The organism is Fontimonas sp. FW305-C-3 (genome assembly GCF_058783185.1).
On the sequence record NZ_JBYSYK010000001.1, the window covers coordinates 1,044,324 to 1,067,665 of the forward strand.

At 66.8% G+C, this 23,342-nt stretch carries 19 protein-coding genes; 9 read left to right on the forward strand and 10 right to left on the reverse strand.

Features of this window, described 5'->3' with window-relative positions; translation table 11 throughout:
- The first annotated feature begins 26 nt into the window (after positions 1-26).
- Together AC3WUF_RS04845 and ggt are read left to right on the forward strand one after the other, a co-directional pair.
- On the forward strand, positions 27-281 hold the full coding sequence (locus AC3WUF_RS04845) for a YfhL family 4Fe-4S dicluster ferredoxin (protein ID WP_492422964.1): 255 nt from the start codon (positions 27-29) through the stop codon (positions 279-281).
- Positions 278-1,951: a gamma-glutamyltransferase gene (gene ggt, locus AC3WUF_RS04850; RefSeq protein ID WP_492422966.1), complete on the forward strand. Its 1,674-nt coding sequence runs from the start codon at positions 278-280 to the stop codon at positions 1,949-1,951. The genes AC3WUF_RS04845 and ggt overlap by 4 nt, the downstream gene beginning before the upstream one ends.
- Positions 1,952-1,956: 5 nt before the next feature.
- Here the strand turns inward: ggt and AC3WUF_RS04855 are convergent, their stop codons facing one another.
- The 3 genes from AC3WUF_RS04855 to AC3WUF_RS04865 form a co-directional block, all read right to left on the reverse strand.
- The gene (locus AC3WUF_RS04855) at positions 1,957-2,949 is read right to left on the reverse strand and encodes a hypothetical protein (protein ID WP_492422968.1); all 993 of its coding nucleotides are present in this window, start codon (positions 2,947-2,949) and stop codon (positions 1,957-1,959) included.
- Between the two features lie 118 nt (positions 2,950-3,067).
- On the reverse strand, positions 3,068-3,838 hold the full coding sequence (gene xth / locus AC3WUF_RS04860) for an exodeoxyribonuclease III (RefSeq protein WP_492422970.1): 771 nt from the start codon (positions 3,836-3,838) through the stop codon (positions 3,068-3,070).
- 51 nt (positions 3,839-3,889) lie between these two features.
- Positions 3,890-4,636, reverse strand: coding sequence for a hypothetical protein (locus tag AC3WUF_RS04865; protein ID WP_492422972.1), 747 nt, complete (start codon positions 4,634-4,636; stop codon positions 3,890-3,892).
- A 106-nt stretch (positions 4,637-4,742) separates the two neighbouring features.
- Here AC3WUF_RS04865 and AC3WUF_RS04870 point away from each other — a divergent pair, with 106 nt between their 5' ends.
- Positions 4,743-5,546 carry a hypothetical protein gene (locus tag AC3WUF_RS04870; RefSeq protein WP_492422973.1) on the forward strand — a complete coding sequence of 268 codons (804 nt, stop codon included), beginning with the start codon at positions 4,743-4,745 and terminating at the stop codon, positions 5,544-5,546.
- Positions 5,547-5,560: 14 nt separating this feature from the next.
- Here the strand turns inward: AC3WUF_RS04870 and AC3WUF_RS04875 are convergent, their stop codons facing one another.
- From AC3WUF_RS04875 to AC3WUF_RS04885, 3 genes are all read right to left on the reverse strand, one after another.
- Positions 5,561-7,618 (reverse strand): M3 family metallopeptidase, encoded by a 2,058-nt coding sequence (locus AC3WUF_RS04875; protein WP_492422975.1) that lies wholly within the window; start codon positions 7,616-7,618, stop codon positions 5,561-5,563.
- Positions 7,619-7,771: 153 nt separating this feature from the next.
- Positions 7,772-8,719: a GIDE domain-containing protein gene (locus AC3WUF_RS04880; protein WP_492422977.1), complete on the reverse strand. Its 948-nt coding sequence runs from the start codon at positions 8,717-8,719 to the stop codon at positions 7,772-7,774.
- A gap of 21 nt (positions 8,720-8,740) precedes the next feature.
- Entirely contained in the window at positions 8,741-9,313 is a 573-nt protein-coding gene (locus tag AC3WUF_RS04885; protein ID WP_492422979.1) for a LemA family protein, read from the reverse strand.
- Positions 9,314-9,458: 145 nt separating this feature from the next.
- On the opposite strand from AC3WUF_RS04885, the gene AC3WUF_RS04890 reads away from it, so the two are divergent.
- The 3 genes from AC3WUF_RS04890 (at position 9,459) to gpmA (ending at position 12,053) form a co-directional block, all read left to right on the forward strand.
- Positions 9,459-10,661, forward strand: coding sequence for an alpha/beta hydrolase (locus tag AC3WUF_RS04890; RefSeq protein WP_492422981.1), 1,203 nt, complete (start codon positions 9,459-9,461; stop codon positions 10,659-10,661).
- Between the two features lie 7 nt (positions 10,662-10,668).
- Positions 10,669-11,202 (forward strand): gamma carbonic anhydrase family protein, encoded by a 534-nt coding sequence (locus AC3WUF_RS04895; protein ID WP_492422983.1) that lies wholly within the window; start codon positions 10,669-10,671, stop codon positions 11,200-11,202.
- A gap of 98 nt (positions 11,203-11,300) precedes the next feature.
- Complete coding sequence (gene gpmA / locus AC3WUF_RS04900) at positions 11,301-12,053, forward strand: 2,3-diphosphoglycerate-dependent phosphoglycerate mutase (protein ID WP_492422985.1); 753 nt, start codon at positions 11,301-11,303, stop codon at positions 12,051-12,053.
- A 105-nt stretch (positions 12,054-12,158) separates the two neighbouring features.
- On the opposite strand, the gene AC3WUF_RS04905 is transcribed toward gpmA, so the two are convergent.
- The 4 genes from AC3WUF_RS04905 to AC3WUF_RS04920 form a co-directional block, all read right to left on the reverse strand.
- Positions 12,159-14,327, reverse strand: coding sequence for a TonB-dependent receptor (locus AC3WUF_RS04905; protein WP_492422987.1), 2,169 nt, complete (start codon positions 14,325-14,327; stop codon positions 12,159-12,161).
- 54 nt (positions 14,328-14,381) lie between these two features.
- Positions 14,382-14,672, reverse strand: coding sequence for a hypothetical protein (locus AC3WUF_RS04910; protein WP_492422988.1), 291 nt, complete (start codon positions 14,670-14,672; stop codon positions 14,382-14,384).
- 68 nt (positions 14,673-14,740) lie between these two features.
- Complete coding sequence (locus AC3WUF_RS04915) at positions 14,741-15,031, reverse strand: hypothetical protein (protein ID WP_492422990.1); 291 nt, start codon at positions 15,029-15,031, stop codon at positions 14,741-14,743.
- A 40-nt stretch (positions 15,032-15,071) separates the two neighbouring features.
- Positions 15,072-15,572, reverse strand: coding sequence for a hypothetical protein (locus tag AC3WUF_RS04920; RefSeq protein ID WP_492422992.1), 501 nt, complete (start codon positions 15,570-15,572; stop codon positions 15,072-15,074).
- 120 nt (positions 15,573-15,692) lie between these two features.
- Between AC3WUF_RS04920 and AC3WUF_RS04925 the strand changes: the two genes are divergently transcribed.
- The 3 genes from AC3WUF_RS04925 to AC3WUF_RS04935 all read left to right on the forward strand — a co-directional run bounded on the left by AC3WUF_RS04925 (position 15,693) and on the right by AC3WUF_RS04935 (position 23,337).
- The gene (locus AC3WUF_RS04925) at positions 15,693-18,992 is read left to right on the forward strand and encodes a penicillin acylase family protein (RefSeq protein WP_492422994.1); all 3,300 of its coding nucleotides are present in this window, start codon (positions 15,693-15,695) and stop codon (positions 18,990-18,992) included.
- Positions 18,993-19,124: 132 nt separating this feature from the next.
- The gene (locus AC3WUF_RS04930) at positions 19,125-21,281 is read left to right on the forward strand and encodes a TonB-dependent receptor plug domain-containing protein (RefSeq protein WP_492422996.1); all 2,157 of its coding nucleotides are present in this window, start codon (positions 19,125-19,127) and stop codon (positions 21,279-21,281) included.
- A gap of 46 nt (positions 21,282-21,327) precedes the next feature.
- Complete coding sequence (locus AC3WUF_RS04935) at positions 21,328-23,337, forward strand: phytase (protein ID WP_492422998.1); 2,010 nt, start codon at positions 21,328-21,330, stop codon at positions 23,335-23,337.
- The last annotated feature ends 5 nt before the right edge of the window (positions 23,338-23,342 follow it).

Consider the following 23,342-nt stretch of genomic DNA (forward strand, 5'->3'; position numbering starts at 1 on the left):
GGCTCGAAGAAGACAGCGCGGCGCAGATGGCTCTGAAAATCACCGTTGAATGCATCAACTGCGACGTCTGCGAGCCCGTGTGCCCGAACAACGCGATCGAGCAGGGCATCGAGATCTACGAGATCGATCCGGCGCTGTGCACCGAATGCGTCGGCCATTTCGACAAGCCGCAATGCCAGACGGTGTGCCCGGTCAACTGCATTCCCTGGGATCCGGAGCATGTCGAGACGCAGGAGCAGTTGATGGAAAAGTATCGCGGCCTGACGGGATTGCTCAAATGAGATTTCGAGTTCTCGTCCTGATTGGCCTGGGCTTCGCCGGCATGGCCGGCGCCGGGGAAACGAAGACGCCGCCGGGCTACGCCTGCGCGACCGCGCATCCGCTGGCGACGCAGGCCTGCATGCAGGTCATGGCGGACGGCGGCAATGCCTTCGATGCCGCGGTCGCCGCCAGCGCGGCGATCGCCGTCGTCGAGCCGACGGGCTCGGGCATCGGCGGCGGCGGGTTCTGGCTGCTGCATCGCGCGGCGGACAATCTCGAAGTGTTCATCGACGGTCGCGAAACCGCGCCGGGCCGCGCGCATCGCAACATGTATCTCGATGCGCAGGGCAAGGCGGTCGAGGCGGCTTCGCGCGATGGCGTGCTGTCCGCCGGGATTCCTGGCGAACCCGCGGCGCTCGACCACATCGCCGCGCGCTACGGCAGCAAGCCGCTCGCGCAGTTGCTGCAGCCGGCGATACGCTATGCACGCGACGGCTTCGCGGTCGATGCCAAGCTCGCGCAGGCGATCCTGCGTTCGCAGAAACGTCTGTCCGGCGATGCGCCTGCCGTCTTCATGCCGAAAGGTCAGCCGCTGGCGGAAGGCGCGCTGCTGCGCCAGCCCGATCTGGCCTGGACGCTGGAACAGATCGCTGCCCACGGGCGCGATGGTTTCTACGAGGGTGCAGTCGCACAGAAGCTGCTGGACGCGGTCGCGCGCAACCAGGGGATCTGGAGCGCCGAAGACCTGCGTCATTACGCGGTGATCGAGCGCGAGCCGCTGGAAACCCGCTTCCGCGATTACCGCATCGTCAGCGCGCCGCCGCCGTCCGCCGGCGGTGTCGCACTGGCGCAGGTGTTCCAGCAACTCGAGGCATTGGATTGGGTCAACGACGGCAGCGCGCTGTCGCAGCATCTGCTGATCGAGACGCTGCGCCGTGCCTACCGCGATCGCGCCGCCTACCTCGGCGATCCCGACTATGTATCGATTCCGCTGCAGCGCCTGAGCGGCCGCAGCCACGCACTCGCGCTGGCGGCGGGCATCAAGCGCGAACAGGCCACGCGCAGCGCCGAGCTCGAACCCGCGCCGCCGCTGCAGGAAGGCAACAACACGACGCATATCTCGGTGCTGGACGCTGCCGGCAACCGCGTGGCCGCGACGCTGTCGATCAATCTCGGCTTCGGTTCCGGCTTCATGGCGCCCGGTACCGGCGTGCTGCTCAACGACGAGATGGATGATTTCTCCGCGGCGCCCGGCGTGTCCAACGCCTATGGCCTGATCGGTTCGGAGCCGAATGCGGTCGCCGCCAACAAGCGCCCGCTGTCGTCGATGACGCCAAGCTTCGTCGAAGGGCCGCGTGGCCTGCTGGTGATCGGCACGCCGGGCGGCAGCCGCATCATCACGATGGTGTTGCAGGGCATGCTCGGCTGGATGTCCGGTCTGGATGCCCGTCAGACCGTCGCGCTGCCGCGCATGCATCACCAGTACCTGCCGGATGTGGTGCAACTAGAACCGGCCTATGCCGATGCCGATCGCCAGACCCAGCTGAAGGCGCTGGGACAGCAGCTGCAGGTTTCAGATTCGACCTGGGGCAATCTGCAGGTCATCAGCTGGGATCCGAAAGCCGGCACGCTGCAGGCCGCGGCCGATCCGCGCGGCGTGGGGCTCGGTGTGGTGCAGTTGCAGCCCTGATCCGGTCAGGCGGCGCTGCGCAGGGTTTCCCGGCGAGACGGCGATGACTTGCGCGAGGAGCGCCCGAGAATTTCGCGCAGCTGCGGGCCGCTGATCGCGACCGGACGCCGGGTCAGCTCCGCGAGCTGTTTGCGCCGCGCCAGCGAGCCGATCTGTTTGAGGTTCTCGCGGATCGATTCGGCATAGGGATTCGGCCGCCCGAAATGCGCGTCGAGGTAGCGGTGGATGCCCTCGAAGTAGCCGTCGAGGCGCTCGCTCCACAGCTTCTGATTGAAATCCAGCGTGCCGTTGAGCAGGTGCTCGGCGGACGAATAGGCCGCGCCTTGATGCGGGCCGGCGATTCCGCACAGCGAAAACTCGCGGAACAGGAAATCGCGGCACTTCTCCAGGTAGCAGCGATCCGCCGTCTGTGCCATGACATCGGCGCTGCCGAGCATGAAACCGAGCAGGCGATCCTTGCGGTTGGCGACGCGGATCTGGTCGAGCGCAACCTCGTAGCCGGTGAAGTGGACGACGCGGCGTGCGAGGTTGGCCTCGGCCTGGAAGCCGACCGTCGGCAGAAACTCGGCGAGAAAATCTCCGCTGCGGCGCACGTGGCTCAGCGTGTACTCGGCGCCGTTGGCCGCACGGTCGTCATGGCGGCGGATATAGCCGGCATCATGGAACAGCGCAATGATGACGCCGAGAACCGCGCGGCGCGGGCCGAGGCGTTCGTTGTCCGCGACCTTGCGCTCGTAGCCGTCGAACAAGCGCGCCATCGCCAGCGTGCAATCGAGGCTGTGCTGGGCGTCGTGATACCAGGTGTCGCAGGCGTGGTAGCCCGCCAGCTTGCCCGCGTACAGGCGGCCGAAGGTGTCGAAGGCGCGTTCGACCGGAGTCAGGTCGGTATTCGGATACAGCGCGTGCAGCAGCGAGCAGACGGCGCCGCTGACGTCGCGCGGATTCGAAATCCGCACCTTGTTGGTCACGTCATAGTGATTGCGCCGGCGAGCTGTCATTCGCGATTCTCTTCCCTGAGCTCCGGCATGCGTGGCTGAAGTGTGACCCGGTTCAATGTTAGACCCAGGCCGGGGGCGCTGAACAGTGAACTGGCCCACATTTCGTGTGGGCTGAGTCTCAGTTTGCCGCGAATTCAGCGATCACCGGCGCATGGTCGGAAGGACGATCCAGTTTGCGCGGTGCAACATCGACGTTCCAGCCCTTGCACTGCGCGCCGAGCGCCGACGAAACCAGCACATGGTCGATGCGCAGACCCATGTTGCGGCGGAAGGCCGCCTGCCGGTAGTCCCACCAGGTGAAGCGGCCCGGCGGCTGCTGCGTCAGCTGATAGCTGTCCTGCATGCCCAGCGCCAGCAAGGCCTGCAGGCCGGCACGTTCGGCATCGGAGCAGAGGATGCCGCCCTCCCAGACTGCCGGATCGTGCGTGTCGGTGACGCCGGGCGCTATGTTGAAGTCGCCGAGCAGCGCGAGCTTCGGGTAGCGCTCCAGTTCGGACTTCAGATAATCGCGCAGCGCGGCGAGGAAGCGCAGCTTGTAGGCGTACTTCTCGCTGTCCAGCGCCTGGCCGTTGACGACGTAGACGTTGACGATGCGGACATCGCCGACCGTTGCCGCGATCACGCGCTTCTGCTCGTCGGCGAAGCCGGGGATGTCGCGGCTGACATCGCTCATCGGCAGGCGCGACAGCAGCGCGACGCCGTTGTAGGTCTTCTGGCCGCTGTGCACCGCCTGGTAGCCGGCCGCTTGCAGTTCGGCGAACGGAAACAGATCGTCCTGCAGCTTGGTTTCCTGGATGCCCAGCACATCGACCGGGCTGTGGGCCAGCCAGGCGGCAAGGTGCGGCATGCGCACGCGCAGGGAGTTGACGTTCCAGCTCGCGATTTTCATGGGCTGCAGTGGCTTGAGTGCGAAAAGCGGATCGTACTGAAGTTTGCGCGGCTAGTAATCGCGGCGCGGACTCTGGTAGTCCTTGTCGCCCAGGGCAAAGGGCACTTCGCGACCGACCAGCGCCTCAAGCATCATCAGCTCGAGGTCGGTGTGATTGATGAACGGCGCCTTCTCGATCAGCTTGCCGTTCACCGGCCTGGCGTAGATGTAACGGCCGTCGTGATGCTGCGCCCGCACGGTTTCGCTGACGTTGGCGTCGGCCGTCGCGCTGAGCTGGGTCGTGCCGTAGCAGGTACACAGGTAGGTGCGATCCGGCTCCGCCTCGGCATAGACGCCGGTGCCTCGGATGCCGACCGTGACCGTCGGCGCATTGAGATCGACGCCGTCGTCGCGCGGCCCGAACACCGTCAGCAGCGCGCCGCTGACCAGGCGGAAGAAGCGCTTGGCGCTGCGTGCGGCGCCCAGCTGCAGCTCCGAATTGCCGCGCAGGATGAAGGCATCCGCACCGACCACCGCGACCAGATGGCTGTTGCGGCCGGTGCGCACCTGGTCTTCAGCACCGATGCGCGTGGTCTGGTCCGCCGGCTGGCCGTTGACCCAGACCTCGCCGGACAGCCGGAAGATCGAGCGATCCGCCGGCAGTCGCGCGGGCACTTCACCGAGCGCGCCAGCCAGCGCCGCAGCGCTCCAGCCGGTCTCGCCGATCAGCAAACCGGTTGCAAGCGCGTGCAGCAGGAATTCGCGGCGCCGCTCATCGCGCGGATCGTCCGCATGCGGGCCCAGCTTCTTGAGCTTCACGTTGTTGTCTCCCCCCGACGTCTGCGAGCATCATGAATCAAACAGGGGGTAGGTAGTGAGCGCAGTTTCACGCTTGGCCGGCCGGGCGGGGGCAATGATTCTGGGCGTGCTTGCGGCAATGACGCAGGCGCAGGCCGCCGGCGTGAGCGGCGAAATCACGCTGGGACACGACGACAATCTGGCCAATGTCCGCGAGGGTGCGCGCCTGTTCGAGGACGGCTACAGTCTGGTCCGCTTCCAGGTCGAGCAGGCCTGGCCCTTGAACAGCTATTCGGCGCTGCTGCTGCAGGCCAGCGGCCAGGCGCAGAACTTCATCGAGTACCAGGGCCTGACGAATCTGCGCGGGCAGTTGCTGCTGCGTTATCTGCTGAAGCCCGGCCGCGGCTTCTTCGTGCCGACCTTCGGCCTGTCGGGCAGCGCCGCCGGCCTGGCCTACGACAGCGCGTTGCGCGACAGCAGCGAATATCGCGCGCTGCTGTATCTGACCCAGCCGCTCAACACGCGCCTGAGCCTGCGCGCGAGCGTCGCGGCCAAGTGGCGTCGCGACAGCGACGACAGCATCTTCAACGACGACACGACGCAGTTCGGGGTCGATCTCGACTGGCAGCCGCTGCCGGCGCTGCTGATCTACGCGGGGTATCAATGGCGCCGCGGCGAGTTTGTCGCGGTCGGACTGCCGCCGCCGCCGGTGCTGGCCGCGGCCGCGGCCTATGGTCCGGACGACGTGTTCGAGGGGCAGATCGCCTACCGGCAGGACGGCGAGGGCGAGATCGCCAGTCTGGGCATCAACTACGGCTTCACGCCCAAGCTGGCGCTCGATCTGCAGCTGCAGCACGCCGATGTCGAGTCCGACTTCGGCGTGCACTACCAGCGCGTGATCTCGATGGCGAGCCTGCTGTTCCGCTACTGAGGACGCCTGCGACCTTACGCCGCGAGCGCTTCGTCGAGCCCGCTGTGCCGCAGCAGCGCGTCGACGCTCGGTTTGCGGCCGCGGAATTCGACGAACAGCTCCATCGCATCCTTCGAGCCGCCCTGCGCGAGCACGGTCTCGCGGAAACGGATGCCGGTTTCTTCCGAGAAGTCGGCTTCCTCGAACGCCGCATAGGCATCGGCGGACAGCACCTCGGCCCACTTGTAGCTGTAGTAGCCCGCCGCGTACCCGCCGGCGAAGATGTGCGAGAAGCTCCAGGGCATGCGATTGAAGGCCGGCGGTTTGCTGACCGCGACTTCATTGCGCACCGCTTCGAGCGTCTGCAGCACGCGTGCGCCTTGCGCCGGATCGAAATCGCGATGCAGGCGCAGATCGAACAGGCCGAACTCGATCTGCCGCACCGTCGCCAGACCGGACTGGAAGGTGCGCGAGCCGCGCAGCTTCTCGATCATTTCATCGGGCAGCGGCTCGTTGCTCTGCCAGTGACGCGCGAACGTGCGTAGCGTCGCCGGGTCGTAGCACCAGTTCTCCATGAACTGACTCGGCAGCTCGACCGCGTCCCAGGCCACGCCGCGGATGCCGGACACGGAAGCTTCATCGACGCGGGTCAGCAGGTGATGCAGGCCGTGGCCGAACTCATGGAACAAGGTCAGCACTTCGTCGTGCGTCAGCAGCGGCGGCTTGCCGGCCAGCGGCGGCGTGAAGTTGCAGACCAGATAGGCGGACGGATGCTGCACGCCGCTGCTCAGACGGCGGCGGCCGAGGCATTCGTCCATCCAGGCGCCGCTGCGCTTGTCCTGGCGCGCGTAAGGGTCGAGGTAGAACAGGCCGAATTCCACACCGCTGCTGTCGGTCAGCGCCCAGGTCGAGACATCGGCATGCCAGGTGGCGATGCCGGGTGCGGCCTGCACGCGGATGCCGTACAGGCGTTCGACCAGGCTGAACATGCCGCGCAGCACGCTGTCGAGCTGGAAGTACGGGCGCAGCTCCTCTTCGCTGAGGCCGAGGCTCTGTTCCTTGAGTTTTTCGGAGTAGTACGGCGCGTCCCAGGGCTGGAAGTCCTCGATGCCGTCGAGCTGCTTGGCGAAGGCGCGCAACTGGTTCAGTTCCGCCTGCGCGCGCGTCTTGGCGCGGCCGGTGAGGTCGGACAGGAACTCGTCGACCTGCGTGGCCGATTCGGCCATCTTGGTCGCCAGCGACAGCTCCGCGTAGTTGGCATAGCCGAGCAGCTGCGCGAGCTGATGGCGCAGCGCGAGGATTTCCTCGATCAGCGGGCCGTTGTCGAACTGGCCGGCCTGCGGGCCCTGGTCCGACGCGCGCGTGACGTAGGCCGTGTACAGCGTGCGGCGCAGCTCGCGATTGCTCGCGTAGGTGATGACGGCGTCATAGGCCGGGAAATCCAGCGTCAGCAGCCAGCCATCGAGATTCTTCGCCTGCGCTTTCTCGCGGGCCGCCTCGATCGCCGCTTCATTCATGCCGGCCAGCTGAGCTTCATCGGTGACGAGCTGCGTCCAGGCCTGGATCGCATCCATCAGATGCTCTTCGAACTTGGTCTGCAGTTCGGACAACTTCAGTGAGATGGTCTTGTACTGCTCCTTCTGATCGTCGGGCAGGCCGATGCCGGACAGGCGGAAATCGCGCAGTGCGTCGTTGATGACCTTGCGCCGGGCGGCATCGAGCTCGGCAAAGTCGGGGCGGTCGGCCAGCGACTTGTAGGCGCGGAACAGCGGCTCGGACTGCGAGGTTTCGATGCCGTAGGCGGTGATCTTCGGCAGGCAGGCGTTGTACGCGGCCCGCCATTCGGCGGTGCTGTTGACGCTGAACAGGTGCGACACCGGACCCCAGGCGCGCTGCAGGCGCTCGCCGATCTCGTCGAGCGGGGTGATCAGGCTGTCCCAGGTGTGCGGCTCGCTGCGCGCGAGGATCGTCTGCAGGGCGGCGCGGTTCTCGGCCAGCACGAGATCGAGCGCGGCTTCCGCGTGTTGGGGTTCGATCTGGTCGAACGCCGGCAAGGGAGTGCCGATGGGGTCGCGCAGCAGGGGGTTGTCCATGAAAAACCGCGATCTGGATGGGCGGTTATCGTGGGGACGGCCGCCGAGGTTTTCCAGTCAGCCGAACTTAAGAGGCTGATTCGTATGGGCTTGTGCCGGGGCTGCAAGGGCTTCCCGGGGCCATCGGCGAACTGGCCGCGCTGCCGCAGCCCCTCAGAGCACGCCGCGCGCGCTCAGGGCGAAGGCGCCGCAGGTCGACATGACCAGCGACAGCAGCAGCCAGAACGCCGCCCATAGCCGATGGCGGCGGGTCAGCTGGGTCTGCGACCGGGTCGAGACGATGAACGGCCGCCGGTCCGGCGCCCGGCACAGCACGTGGATATCCGTATCGAGGGTCCGCTCGAGCGTATCGGCGCGGACCTGCTCCAGCGCGGCCTTGCGGATCGCCTCCCACTCGTTGAGGTCGATCGCGCCGTCGCCGTTGCTGTCGAAGCGCCGCAGCAGCGTCGCCTGATCGGCCTTCCATTCGCGCAGCAGCGCGGCGGTGTCGGCGCTTTCGTTGACCTCAAGATGCGCCGTCTGCGAGCGGAACTGGCCGAGTGCATAGAGCGGATCGCCGATCTGGATCAGGCTTTCGGTGTAGCGATAGTCGCCGAACAGCTGCAGGAACGGCGTTTTCTCCGGCACCTGCAACGGCTGGCGCGTGTTGCCGCGCCACTGGCGGCGCAGGCTCGGGTCGATGCTGGCGCCCTGCGGATCGACGACGCATTCGCCGGTCGGGTCGACCAGCAGGAACAGCGAGCCCGAGAGGTCCGATTCGATCGTCCGCCATTCGTTGGTGCGCTTGCCGTTGCGCACCACGGTTTCCCGGCGCTCGATCTGGTACTGGAACCAGCAGCAGCGCCGGCCGCTCAGCGGCGAGAGGATTTCCGGCCCCGGCAGCAGGCGCGCGTGGCCTTCGAGCTCGACGTAGCCCTGTGCGGCGGAGCGGATGCGCGAGGTCGGCATGTTCTCGATCAGCCGCGCCTTCTTCAGGGCGGCAAACGAACCCCAGAACGCGCCGATGCCGAGCAGAAGGCTGAGCGCCGTCCACAGCCAGAACGAGTTGCTGTCGGCCTCGGCGATCTGCCGGGCGATCTCGGCCAGCCAGGGGCTGTCCATCGGCAAGGAACTGCCGCCGCGCTAGGTGCGGAACAGCTCGCGGATATCGACGTCCTTCTTCTCTTCGTCGCTGAACACCAGCAGGTCGGCCGGGCGGAACGCGAACAGGCGGGCAACGATCACGTCAGGGAACTGTTCGATGCGGACATTGTTCAAATTGACCGTCTCGTTATAGAACTCGCGGCGGTCGGCAATGGCGTTTTCGAGGCCGGTGATCCGGCCCAGCAGCTGCTGGATGGACTGGTTGGCCTTGAGCTCGGGATACGCCTCGACGGTCGCCGTGATGTTGCCCAGACCCAGGCGCATCGCGTTCTCGGCCTGGCCGACGGCCTTGACGTCGCCTTTTTCGCGCGCGCTGTTGGTCGCCGAGCGGGCGGCCATCACGCGCTCCAGCGTGTCGCGTTCGAACTGCATGTACTGTTTGCAGGTCTCAACGAGCTTGGGCAGTTCGTCGTGGCGCTGCTTGAGCAGCACGTCGATATTGCTCCAGGCCTTCGAAACGCCGTGCTTCAGCGCGACCAGGCCGTTGTAGAGAATGATCGTGTAGACCGCGAGCGCGGCGATGACAGCCAGCCAGATAAACGTCGTGATCATGCGTGAGTGGCCCCCGCCAGCTCAGGAATACAGGCAAAACCAGATGAAAGAATGCGACAGATCGCCCCCGCGCGCTACCATACGCCGTAAGCAGGTAAACGCAATACAGATGAAACAATTAATGGTTCGCTCGACGGCTCGCCCAATGGCTCATTCAGCTTCGATTTTCGGCAGAGGTTTCGCCGTCCTTGCTGCGGCGCTGACGCTGCTGCTCGGCGCCTGCGGTTCGCCCGCGGTGGTCAACCGCCTCACCGCGGACACCGGCTACAAGCTGGCGGCCAACGTGCCCTACCAGCGCAGCCGCAGCCTCGCGCTCGACGTCTACTATCCAGCGAATGCCGCAGGCGCCCCGGTCGTCGTGTTCTTCCACGGCGGCCGCTGGACTTCGCTCGACAAGTCCGAATTCAAGTTTGTCGGCCAGGCCCTGACCTCGCTCGGCTACATCGCGATCCTGCCGGAAGTGCGCAAGTATCCGCAGGTGCATTTCCCCGATTTCGTCGACGACGCCGCGCTCGCGGTGAAGTGGGCGCACGACAATGCCGGCACCTACGGCGGCAGCCCCGACAAGCTGTTCGTCATGGGGCATTCGTCGGGTGCGCACATCGCCTCGCTGCTCGCACTGAATCCCGAATACATGAAGACCGCCGGCGGCGACCGCAGCTGGCTGCGCGGCATGATCGGTCTGGCCGGCGCCTACAGCTTCATGCCGATCACCGCGCCGGATCTGCGCGATATGTTCGGCCCGGTCGACCGCTTCCGTTATTCGCAGCCGGTGTTCTATGTCGACGGCAGCAATCCGCCGCTGATGCTGGTGCACGGCCGCGACGACGACGTCCTGCCGGTCAAGAACACCGAAGAGCTGGCGAAGGCCGTGTCCAAGGCCGGCGGCGCGGTCGAGACGGTGATCTACGACTCGCTGTCGCACAACATGATCGTCGGCTCGCTGGCGTCGTATCTGCGCGGTCGCGCGGATGTGCTCGACAACATCGGCGACTTCGTCACCCGGACGCTCAAGACACCGCCGCGGGTGCCCGGCCAGGTCGACATCAAGGCGACGCCGCTGACGGTGGACGACGACCGTGACGACAGCAGCTTCACGCCGCTGCTCGCGCCGCAGCCGATCACCGATGCGCCGGCAGTCGGCAGCGAACTGCCGCAGGCGCCCGCCGCGCAGACCTACGATCCGATCACCGGCGAACCGATCGCGGCGCCGCCGCAAGCGCAGCCGCAGTGGGAACCGCAGGCGCAGCCGGACCCCACGCCGCCGCCGCCCGGCGCATACCGCTATGCGCCGGGCCCGGCGCCGGGCAATGCCGTGTTCCAGCCGCAACCAGCGCCGAACCGCTGAAGGCCCGATGATCCGCAGTTATCGCGGCCGCCGGCCGCAGCTCGGCGAGCGGGTCTACGTGGACCCTTCGGCGCAGCTGATCGGCGATGTCGTGCTTGGCGACGATGCCTCGGTGTGGCCGCTGGTCGCGATCCGCGGCGACGTCAACCACATCCGCATCGGCGCGCGCACCAACGTGCAGGACAACAGCGTGCTGCACGTGACGCACGACGGCCCGTACTCGCCCGGCGGCCAGCCGCTGCTCATCGGCGACGACGTCACGATCGGCCACGGCGTGATCCTCCATGCCTGCACGATCGGCAACCGCTGCCTGATCGGCATGGGCGCGATCGTCATGGACAAGTGCGTGCTCGAGGACGAGTGCTTCGTTGCCGCCGGCAGCGTCGTCTCGCCCGGCAAGACCCTGAAGTCCGGCTGGCTGTATCGCGGCTCGCCGGCGCAGCCGGCGCGCGAGCTGAGCCCGCAGGAGCGCGAACAGCTGCTGTACTCCGCGCATCACTACGTGCGCATCAAGAACAATTACCTGGAAAGCGGCGAGTGAGCCCGCCGCCGGTGCCGGCGCGCTAAAATCCGCCGCCTCGATATACCCCGACAAGCATCTCCCCACCCATGAAGCCGCAGCCGCAAGGGGCCGACACCATGTCTCGCAAACTCGTACTTCTCCGCCACGGCCAGAGCCAGTGGAATCTCGACAACCGTTTCACCGGCTGGGTCGATGTCGACATCACCGAGCAGGGCCGCCAGGAAGCGGTCAAGGCCGGCGAGCTGATGCGCGAGGAAGGCCTGCTGTTCGATGTCGCCTACACCTCGGTGCTCAAGCGCGCGATCCGCACGCTGAACACCGCGCTCGAAGCGATGGACCAGCTGTGGCTGCCGGTGCACAAGAGCTGGCGCCTCAACGAGCGCCACTACGGCGCGCTGCAGGGCCTCGACAAGGCCGAGACGACCGCCAAGCACGGCGAGGCGCAGGTCAAGGTCTGGCGCCGTTCCTACGACATCCCGCCGCCGCCGCTTGACGATCACGACGGCGGGCACCCGAAGTACGACCGCCGTTATCACACGCTCGACCAGGCCGCGCTGCCGGCGACCGAATCGCTGAAGACCACGCTCGACCGTGTGCTGCCGTACTGGCACGACGCGATCGCGCCGTCGCTGAAGGCGAACCAGACCGTGCTCGTCACGGCGCACGGCAACTCGCTGCGTGCGCTGTACAAGTACCTGAACCAGATCTCCGACAAGGACATCATCGACATCAACATCCCGACCGGCATTCCGCTGCTGTTCGAGCTGCGCGAAGACCTGACCGTGAAGTCGCACCGCTATCTGGGTGACGCCGAGGCGGCGAAGAAGGCCGCTGAAGCGGTGGCCAACCAGGCGAAGACGCGCAGCTGAGCTAAACGCTGCAAATGAAAACGCCCCGGATTCCGGGGCGTTTTTGTTGGTGGCGCTTTTCCTTCTCCCCGCTCGCGGGGAGAGGGGCAAGGTGAATCAAGAGGGCTAGAAGCTGTACCGCACTCCCAGAGACCCCGAGCGCCCCGGCGCCGGCACCAGATCCTTGATGAACGAGGTGTGGCGGCGGATGTCTTCGTCGAGCAGGTTGCTGCCGCGCGCGTAGATCTCGAGACGCTGGCCATAACCGGCGTCGCCGAACAGGCGCCATGACGCATCGGCGCTCAGCAGGCCGTAGCCATCGGTCGGCGTCTCCAGCGCGCTGATGCGGTTCTGTTCATCGACCTGCGTGTAGCGCAGGCTGCCGTTGCCGCGCTCGGTCTGCAGTTCCAGGCCGACGCCGAAGCGCCGCGGCGTGATGCGCGGCAGCCGCTCGCCGCCATCCAGCGACGCGCGCACCTCGTCGGCGAAGAGCTGCAGGCGCAGCTGGACCGGGCCCTCGGCGATCAGCGCGTAACCGGCTTCCAGCTCGTAGCCATGCAGCTGCGCGTCAGCCTGCCGATAGTCGAGCAGCAACATCTCGCCGTCGACTTCGAACGCACCGTCTTCGCCGACGCGATCGGCAAGGCCGTCGCTCGCGGCGCTGCCGCTGCCGTCCGCGCCGAGGCCTTCGTCGACTTCCGACAGATAGATGTAGTCGCTGACCTGGTTGTAGAACAGATTGGCGGCGAACGACCAGCGACCCTGGTGCAGGTCGAGACCGAGTTCGATGTTGCGGAAGCGCTCGATGCCGAGCTGTTGGTCGCCGCGCTCGAAGGTCGCCGTCGCCGCGTGCGGGCCGAAGGCGTACAGCTCCTCCTGCACCGGCGAGCGTTCCGCCTGTGTCAGATACAGCTTCAGGTGCGCGGCCTCGCTGAGGTTGAAGACCGCGCCGGCCGACAGCGACAGCGGCGTGAAGTCGCGCGCCTCCGCGCCGGTGGGGTCGGTCTGGGTGCGTTCGACGCGCGCACCGGCCTCAAGCCGGCCGAAGCCGAAGTCGCGTTCCTCGACGACGAACAGGCCGAGCGAGCGGCTGCGCACCGGCGGCACATAGGCCTCGTCGCCGAGCGCTTCGAAGTCGCGATCGTTGATCTGCAGCCCGACGGTGCCGCGCAGGCCGGCGAGCGGCGCATGCGTGGCTTCGGCACGCAGCTGTGCCTGCTCGTTGTTGAACACCGTGCCGACGACGCCGGGCGCTTCGAACTCGGTGTGCGTGTAGTCGGCATAACCGGCGCGCAGCTTCAGCGACTCGAAGCCGGCGAACGGCTGCATCAGCAGGATGCGCGTGTCGAAGCGGTTCTGTTCCAGATCGATGAAGCCGGTCGGCGCTTCGTGCTCCTCCTCTTCGGCGCCTTCTTCCTCGCCATGGTGGCCGTGCGCAAACGGCAGGCCGTACTGCGTGTCGAAGCGGCCGAACGAGAAGCCGTACACATTGCCGTCGTCGCCGATGTAGCTGTACGACAGCGCGCCGGTTGAACTCTCGACGGCGCTGTTCGGCAGCGTGCCGCGCGCGCCTTCGCCGTCGATATCCGCTGCGCCCGGAATGTCGTAATCGCCGGCGTCGCGCCACGCGTAGTCGGCATGCAGCTGATGGTTGCCGAAGCCGTAGTCGAACTCGCTGTGGGTCTGCACCGCGTCGCCGTTGCTGCCGTACTCGGCGCCGAGCGCGCCGTGCAGGCCGGGCGTGACCTCCTCGGGCATGCGCTCGTCGATGACATTGACCGCGCCACCGGACGCGCCGTTGCCGTACAGCAAGGTCGACGGTCCCTTGAGGATCTCGATCTGCTGCGCGTGCGACGGATCGATCGCGACGGCGTGGTCGGGGCTGAGGTCGGACGCGTCCATCGTCGACAGGCCGTTGTCGAGAATCTCGACACGTGGACCGGCGAGGCCGCGGATCACGGGCCGGCCGGCACCGGCGCCGAAGTCGGTCGTCGAGACGCCGGTCTGGTTCTCGAGCGTTTCGCCGAGCGTGGCGCGGCGCGCGCGGTTGAGCGCGTCGCCGTTGAGGACATCGACCGGCTGCGCCAGTTCGTCGGCGGTGCGGCCGAGCGGGCCGGCGGTGACGACGACGTCATCGAGCCGGGCCGGCTCATCCGATGCGGCGGCGGGCGCGGCGGTCTGCGCGAGAGCGAAGAAGGGAAAGGCCGCGGCGGCAAGCGCGACGGCGGACGGAGTCAGACGGGTAAAACGCGAACGCATGCGCGAATGCGCAGCGCCGAAGGCGACAGTGTTCATGGAAAATCCTGCAGGCAAGGGCACGCAAGGGCGTGCTGACAATCGGGTGGTTAGCTAGACCTGACCGGATTGCGCTGGAGGACCGCGGATGCGCGCCTGCGCGACGACCGCGGTCTGGACGACCGCGACGACGGCAACCAATGGCGCTTCGGATTTCGGTGCGAGGGGCAGCGCCGGCGCCTTGCCGACGAGCGCGCCGCTGCCGATGCCGGCAGCATGGACGCAGATTTCGCAGGCCTGCTCGAGTTCGAGCGCAGGGTGCGAATGCGTATGCGCGACGGCCAGCCACTGCCCGACCAGCAAGGTCAGGATCAGCAGCCACTGTCGGCTTGGCTTGATACGCATGGGCTGCATTGTAGCCGCGATGCGACGCGCGGTGCTTTACAGGTCGTCAGCCCGCGCGCGCCGGCGGTCTATCCCGGCTGCAGGGGCTCCGGTGCTTTCGGTGCGGTCTGCTGCGAGCAGAACGCCGTGAAATTTTCCGAGCTCAGCGCAAACCCGTAGCGCTGGGCCAGCTCCCAGGGACGTTCGCAAGCCGCGGTGCTTTGGCACCAGGCATAGCCGGCCGAAGCAATGCAGCCATGCGCATCGCGATCGCCGCCGACGATCGGTGCCTGCGGGGCGCCATCGCCGGTGCCGGCCGACGGCGGGGCGCTGCACGCACTCAGACCGGCGAGTGCAACGATGAGCAGCAGTCTTTGCATGTTGATCTCCGGAAATGCGATACGCCTGCAGCGGACGGCGTCAGGGGTTTCGTGGACTCTCGACGCGCAGCTTTCCGCTGGGCCGGTCGTGGGTGTCGATGAGGTCCTGCGTCAGCAGCCACTGGCGCGCGTCTTCTGCGTCCTGCTCGAACCAGGCCCGCGCGCTGCCGAGCACGAAGTTGTAGCCCCAAGCGTCCATATCGGCAAACAGTTGCGCGCGCGAATAGCCCGGCAACCGATCGGCGAGCAGCCCTTGCAGATAGCAGACGCCGGTTTCTTCGAGATCGTCGCCGCCGGCGTTGGTATGCACGTCGTCGCGGCGCTGCGGCTCCATGCAGATGTAGTGGCAGGCTTCATGCAGTGCCGAGTGGACCGGTGTATCGCCGCGCACGTAGAGCAGATCGCCGATCAGGCCCGCCTCGCTGTCGCCCCAGTAGCTGCCGGGGATGGTCTCGCCATCCGCCACCGATTCGATGCGCAAGCCGTACGGCTGCAGCAGTGCGCGCAGCGGCGCAGCCCCGAGGCTGGCAACGCAGGGCATGGCGGCTGCAGGCGCTTCAGAGGTGGATTTCCTAGTGGCTTCCATAAGGCGTAAAGATACAGTCAGAGATGCTGGCGCGCGTCGACCAGCCCATAAAAACAAGTTTCGAGGAGAGGTACCGTGATCGTCCAGCGCCGTTTTCGCGGCTTGCCGCGCATTGCCGTAGCGTCCCTGCTTTCCGTCTCCTTACTGATGCTCGCCGCCTGCGGCAGCAGCGATCCGGTGACCGGCGGTGGTGGCGGCACACCGACCACGCCGCCGGTCGTCACGCCGGGCGAGCCGGTGGCCAACATCTTCATGACGATCGTGCCGCCGGGGGCGAACGGCAACTCCGCTGGCGGCGTGGGGACGCCGGTGCCCGGCGTGCCGACGCTGAGCTTCCCGCCGAACTTCCGCGATCAGCTCGACATGTACGGCAATCTTGCCTACGCGAAAGTCGGGCTCAAGGGCGAGACCTGCACGCCGCCGCGCAGCATCGACGAACACGCGCAGTCTTCCGATCAGGCCTGCAACTACTTCAAGCCGGCGGACATCCGCATCAGCGACGCCGATGCGGTCTCGTCGCGCGAGCTGACGGCACCGAACGGCAAGAAGGTCGTTGTCCGTCGCGACGGCTGGGGAATCCCGTACATCGAGGGCGAGGATCGCTCGTCCACGCAATATGGCGTCGGCTTCGCCGCCGCGCAGGATCGCCTGTGGCTGTTCGACGTGCTGCGCCGCGCCGGCCGCGGCCAGGCTTCGGAATTCCTCGGCCCCGCCTCGACGACCTACGATCTCGACCTGCAGTTCGGTTCCGCCGGCGGCTACAGCGAAGCGGAGCTGACGGCGATGGTCGAGGCCGCAGTCGCGAAGATCGGCAGCCTCGGCACCGTGTTCCTCGACGACACCAACAACTTCGTCGCCGGCATGAACGCCTACATCGCCTACCTGCAGACGCCGCAAGGCCTGCTGGAGATTCCGCCGGAGTACGCGACGCTCGCACTGCAGGTGCCGCCGGTGTTTCCGCCGCGGCCGTTCACGCTCAACGACATCGTCGCCAACGCGGTCCTGATCCAGGCTCAGTTCGGGCGTGGCGGCGGCAGCGAGGCGAGCAATCTCGAACTGCTGCAAAAACTCGACGCCAGCTTCACCGCGGGCGCGACGACGATCCCCAAGGCAGCGTGCGATCTGTGGCGCGACTTGCGGCATGCCAATGCGCCGGACACGCCGTACACGACGCAGACCGAATTCAAGACGCAGTCTCCGCCGAGCGTCGACGAAAGCTGCCCGCAGACATTGCCGGCCGGCGCGGCAATCTGGGATGTCGGCAGCCTGCGTGGTCGCGAGTTCATCAACCATGGCGGCGCCGGACTCGGCCTGCCGCTGATCGGTCCGCTGCCCGGCGGCCTGTTCGACACCGTCGGCATCGGCATCGGGCCGTTCGCACCGGCACCCGGGCAGAAGCAGCGCCACTGGAATGCCAGCGTCGACGCGCGTCTGCAGACGCAGACCGTGTTGCCGCCGCTGCGCGCCGCTGCCGGCGAAGGCACCAAGCTCGTCGCGTCGGCGGATCCGACCGTGGCGATGAAGGATGCGATGAACACGCTCGGCCTGCCGAAGACCTCGTCGAACTGGATCGGTGTCAATGCGGACCAGACCGAATCCGGACATCCGATCATCGTCGCCGGTCCGCAGACCAGCTATTTCAATCCGCAGCTGCTGTGGGAGTTCGCGGTGTTCTCCAACGGCGGTACGCCGCTCGATCTCGCCGCACGCGGCATCAGCACCGTGAACCTGCCGTATGTCGTCATCGGCCATGGCCTCGACTTCGGCTGGAGCGCGACCTCGGCGAGCTCCGATCTGATCGACACGCGGGTGTCGACGATGTGCAACACCGATGGCTCCGCCGCCTCGCGAGACGACAACGACGGCGACGGCTTCCCGGATGCCGACGGCTATCTGTACAAGGGCCGCTGCGTGCATTTCTACAAGCGCCTCGACGAATGGATTGCGACGCCGACGCTGGCGAGCATCGCGCTCGGCGGACCGCCGACGCCGGAGAACGTCAAGCGTTTCATCCTGCGCACGCACTATGGTCCGGTCACCGCCACGGCGACGGTCAACGGTGCGCCGGTGGCGATCTCCGAACAGCGCAGCACGTTCGCCGGCGACGTCGACACCACCGCGCCGTTCGCGTTGCTGACGACGCAGGGCATGCAGGTCAACGAGCGCAAGTTCAAGGAGCTGTTCAACAGCATGACCAGCACCTTCAACTGGATCTACAGCGATCACCGCGATCTCGCCTTCATCCAGTCCGGACTCTATCCGCAGCGTCACCCGCAACAGCATCCGGAGCTGCCGGTCTGGGGCGACGGCAACTACGAATGGGTGGCCGACCAGAATCTGCCGGCGAATTTCTTCGATCTGTACGGCGGCGACGGCAACGACGGCGCGGCTGCGTTCCCGAGTCGCGCAAGGCCGGTCGCGCAGGGCGATCCGCTCGGCGGCTATTTCGAGTGGCCGGGTTATCTGCCGCTGGCCGCCCACGTGCAGGACACGAATCCGCCGCAGGGCTATCTCGCCAACTGGAACAACTCGGCGGCGCCGGGCTGGTGGGCGGCGGATGCCAACGGCACCTTCGGGCCGACCCATCGCATGGCGATGCTGCGCGACCGTCTCACCGCGTTCAAGGCCAGCGGCCGCAAGCACAATATCGCGACGATGATCGAAGCCATGGGCGACGCCGCCTATACCGATCTGCGCGGCCAGGATCTGCTGCCGCGCCTGCTGAGCCTGATGCGCGAAGGCGAGCTGACTGCGGATCAGCAAGCCGTCGCGACGCTGATGCAGGCCTGGATCGATCGCGGTTCTCACGAGTGGATCGACAACAGCGCCGGGCTCGGCAGCATGCGTCGCGACCGCGATGCCGATGGCGCCTACGACCAGCGCGCGCAGGTCGTCCTGATGGACGCCTGGTATCCGCATCTGATCGACGCGCTGATGCCGCAGCTGGTTGCCGTGCAGGCCGCCGGCGCTTCCGCGCTGACCGGCCGTTACGACGCGCCGCGTTCGCAGGGCTCGGCCTTCCAGGAAGGCTGGTTCCAGCACATGATCCGCGCGATCGACACGGTGCAGAACAAGGCCGGCGTCGTGCCTTACCGCGTGCTCAGGTGCGCCGACGGCACGCGCGGCGGCTGCCGCGATGGCGTGCTTGCCGCGCTCGATCTGGCGCTCGCCGATCTCGGCGGCCTCGGCAATCAGGCGGCCTGGGACGGTACGCAGCTGCGCTACGCGAAGAGCGAGGACTGCGGCATCGTCGAGGATTGCGACGCGGTCGAGCACACGTCCTTCAGCTTCATCCCCGTGCCGCCGATCCACTGGACCAACCGGCCGACCTTCCAGCAGGCAACGCAGGTCGGTCAGGACCGCAACGGTCACTGAGCTATAGACTCCCTCTCCCCGCAGGCGGGGAGAGGGAGTCATGACTCCTTCACGCTCGCGTCACGGATCAGTCACAAGCGCTGATTACGGTTGCGCCTTTAAGCCGGCACCACGCCGGCTTCCGGGGGCAACATGAAGAAGATCATTTGGGCGATGGGCGCCGTCCTGTCGGGATTCGCTGCGGCCGTCAGTGCGGCGGATGAGCCGGCTCGGCTGGCTGACATCACGGTCACGGACAGCGCGGACTATTTCCGCTTCCGCAGCGACAGCGTTTCGCCGCGGCTGATCTACGACGCCAACTACTTCTCGCGCTTCGAGCCGCTGTCGGTCGGCGACATGCTCAAGCAGGTGCCGGGCGTGGCCTTCACCAGCGACGTCGGCGAGTACGACGCGCCGAAGCTGCGCGGCATCGGCACGCAGTACACGCAGATCATGATCAACGGCCAGCGCGTTGCCGGCGCCGAGTCCGATCGCGGTGTCTTCGTCGACCGCATTCCGGCCGAGATCGTCGAGCGCATCGAGATCATCCGCTCGCCGACCGCCGAGCTCGACTCTCAGGGCGTCGGCGGCACGATCAACATCGTGCTCAAGGATGGCGCCACGCTGCGTGGCGGCCAGTATCGCGCCGGCCTGTTCCGCAGCGGCGACGACACGCTGCGCGGCAGCGGCTATCTCAGCTACGGCGGGCAGAACGGCGGCTTCAGCTATCTGGCCTCCTTGAACTACCAGGGCCGCTACAACGCCAAGGACAAGCGCTCGCAGCTGTTCAATCCGGATGGCGAGCTGATCGAGTTTGCGCAAGAAGACGATGTTCGCGACTCCAAGGACCTGGCCGGCAACCTGAGCCTGTCCTGGCTGCTCGGCAACGGCGCGACGCTGTCGCTCGACGGCTACACGGTCGGCACCGACCGCGATGAGGATCAGCTGTCGCCGGTCTTCGAGGTCGAGGACGGCGAGGCGGAGCTCGATGCGATCGAGTACGAACATGAGCGCATCGACGAGAAGACCTGGGGCACGGCGCTGCGCTATCAGGACAGCGTCTTCGGCGACGGCACGCTCAGCCTGGTGCTCGACTACAACAAGCTGGACCTGGACATCGACAACGTCGCCGGCGAAGTCGAGGACGATGCCGAGCTGGCGCTGGAGACCGAGACCATCGACACCAGCGACGAGGAAGTGCGCTTCTCGCCGTCGCTGACGCTGCCGTTCGGCGCGCACAAGCTCGGCTTCGGTCTGCAGCTCGGCAAGAAGGATCGCGACAGCGCGACGATCGCCGCCGAACTCGACGAGGACAGCGGCGAGTTCGAGGACAACAGCGAGATCGACGGCGTCTACGCCATCGAGGAGACGCGCTACGACGCCTGGGTCCAGGACAGCTGGACGATCAACGAGCGGCATGCGATCGACATCGGCGTCCGCATCGAGAACACCGAGCTCGAGCAGCAGGGCTTCGACACCGACGGCAATGCCCGCGATGCCGACGACCGCCAGACCGAAGTGAATCCGAACCTGCACTACCGCTGGCTGCTGTCGCCCAACAACCAGATCCGTGCCAGCGTCGCCCGTACGCTGCGCCGGCCGGACTTCAATTCCCTGGTGCCGTTCCTGGCCGAGGACGACGACGAGTTCTTCATCGGCAATCCGGAACTCAAGGCGGAAAGTTCGATCGGCTACGATCTCGGCATCGAGCATCGCTTTGCCAAGCAGGCCGGTATCCTCGGCGCGAACTTCTTCTATCGCGACGTCAGCGACCTGATCGAGATCGTCGAGATCGAGGACGACGTCGAGTCGCCGGACAATACCGGCGACGGCAAGGTCTACGGCATCGAGCTCGATGCCAGCTTCCCGTTGCAGTTCGTCGGCCTGCCTAACTTCAACGTCTACGGCAACTACAGCTACCAGAAGTCCGAGGTCGCCGATCCGACGACGGGCATCAAGCGCCGCTTCCAGCTGCAGCCGATCTACGTGTTCAATCTCGGCTTCAACCATCGCGTCGCGACGAAGATCACCTACGGCGCCAGCTTCCAGCAGCAAGGCCGCGGTCTGGAATTCGCCGCCGACGAGATCGGCTCGGTCCGCTATGACGGCAATCTCGAAGCCTTCATCGAGTACGCGTTCAACGACGCGCTGGCGATCAAGCTCAACGGCAACAACCTGCTGGATGCGCACAAGGACGAAGTCTTCAACATCTTCGAGGACGATCTGCCGGATGGCGCGCTGGAAGAGTTCGAGCGCGAGACCGAGAGCGTCGGGCGGGTGTTCATCGTCACGCTGCGTGGGCGCTTCTGATACAAATCCAGGCTGTCGAACCGATCTGTAACGAGGTGCCGTGATCATGCGAGTCAACAACGCGACATTGGGTGCCGTCGTCCTCGGCCTGACGCTGAGTGCCTGCGCACCGCTGCGCGGTCCGATGTCGGATGGGCTGGCACCGGCAGTCATCGCCGAGATCGCCGCCGATCGTCAACTCGGCGCGACGGCGCTGCTGGTCGACGCCAAGGACAGCAGTCGCAACCGCGTCGTCGTCGCCGACGACGACAGCGGCCTGGTCTTTTACGACGCCAGTGGCCGCCGCACGGCGCGCCACGCGATCGGGGCGGTGGAATCTCTCGATCTGCGCGGCGGCTTTGAGGTCGGCACCCGCAACGTCGCCTTGCTGGCCACGGCCGACGAGAAAGGCCGGCGCCTGCGTTTCTTCGCCGTCGACGGCGATCGTCTCGACGCGCTCGGCGAACTCAAGCTGGACAAGGAACCGAGCCTCGTCTGCCTGCAGCGCAGCGCGTCTGGCGCAGCCTGGTTCGCGTTCGCCGTTGATGGCGACGGTGGCGTCAGCCAGTGGCAGCTGTATGCGAAGGCCGGCAAGATCGTTACGCGACCGGTGCGCAGCTTCGCGGTCGGCGCCGAGGTCGAGGCCTGCGTCGCGGACGATCTTGCGGCCGCGCTGTACCTGATCGAATCCGATACCGCGATCTGGCGCTACCGTAGCGATCCGGAAGCGGAGATCGCCCGCGTGCCGGTGGCCGTGCGCGGACCGGTCGGGCCGCTGGAGTCGCCGCAGTCACTCGCCGTGGCCGGTGAGGCAATGCTGGTCGTCGATCGCGACGCGGGCGTGCTGCGCGTCCTCGATCGTCAGGCGCCGCATGCGCAGCGCGCGACGCTGCCCTTCGCGGACCTGGGCATTGCCGAGGCCGGCGCTGTCGCGGCAACCGCGCAGTCGTTCGCGCCAACGCTGCCGTCCGGCGTGTTCGCCGCGATCGACGAGCGTGTCGTCGAAGGCGGCTCGGCGCTCAAGATCTACGACCTGCACACGCTGTTCGCCGCGGCGGACCTCAAGCCCGCGGCAGCGGCGGCGACGGCTGCGGCGGTTCCCGGTGTCATGCCGAGTGCCGAAACCAGGCCGATGGCGAACGACGGCGACGCAGCCGACGATCCGGCGATCTGGCGCCATCCGACGGACCCGTCGCGCAGCCGCATCATCGGCACCAACAAGCAGTACGGCCTGCTGGTGTACTCGCTGCAGGGCAAGCTGCTGCAGTCGATTCCGGCAGGGCGCATCAACAACGTCGACCTGCGCGACGGCTTCAAGCTCGGCGGCAAGACGGTTGCGATTCTTGCCGGCAGCAACCGCAGCACCGACAGCGTGTCGCTCTATGCGATCGATGCCGGCGGCACGCTGCGCGATGTCGCCGACGGCGTGCAGGCCAGCGGCCTCGCCGATCCCTACGGCCTGTGTCTGTACCGCAGTGCCGACGCGCGCACCTATGTGTTCGTCAACGACAGCGACGGCCGCTACCGGCAGGGCGAGTTGCTGGCGACGACCAAGGGCCGCGTGCGCATCGAATGGCGCCGTGAATTCCGCTTCGACTCGCAGCCCGAAGGCTGCGTTGCCGACGACGAGACCGGCGTGCTCTACGCCGGCGAAGAGGATGTCGGCCTGTGGCGCATGAGCGCCGCAGCGGACGCCCCGGCCGAGAAGACCCTCATCGACCACACCGGCGACGGCGGCCATCTGGTCGACGACGTCGAAGGCATCGCGCTGTGGCACGGCACGAACGGCCAGGGTTGGCTCGTCGTCTCCAGCCAGGGCGAGGACGCCTATGCGGTCTATGAGCGCGGCGGCACGAATCGCTACGTCGGCAAGTTCCGCATCGTCGCCGATCCGGTTTCCGGCATCGACGGCGCCAGCGAGACCGACGGCCTGGAAGTCAGCAGCGCCAGCTTCGGCGGCGCCTACTCGCAGGGCCTGCTCGTCGTCCAGGACGGCCGCAATGTCTCGCCGGCCGAACCGCAGAACTTCAAGCTCGTGCCCTGGGCGCGGGTCGCCGAGGCGCTCGGGCTGCGCTGACGCTC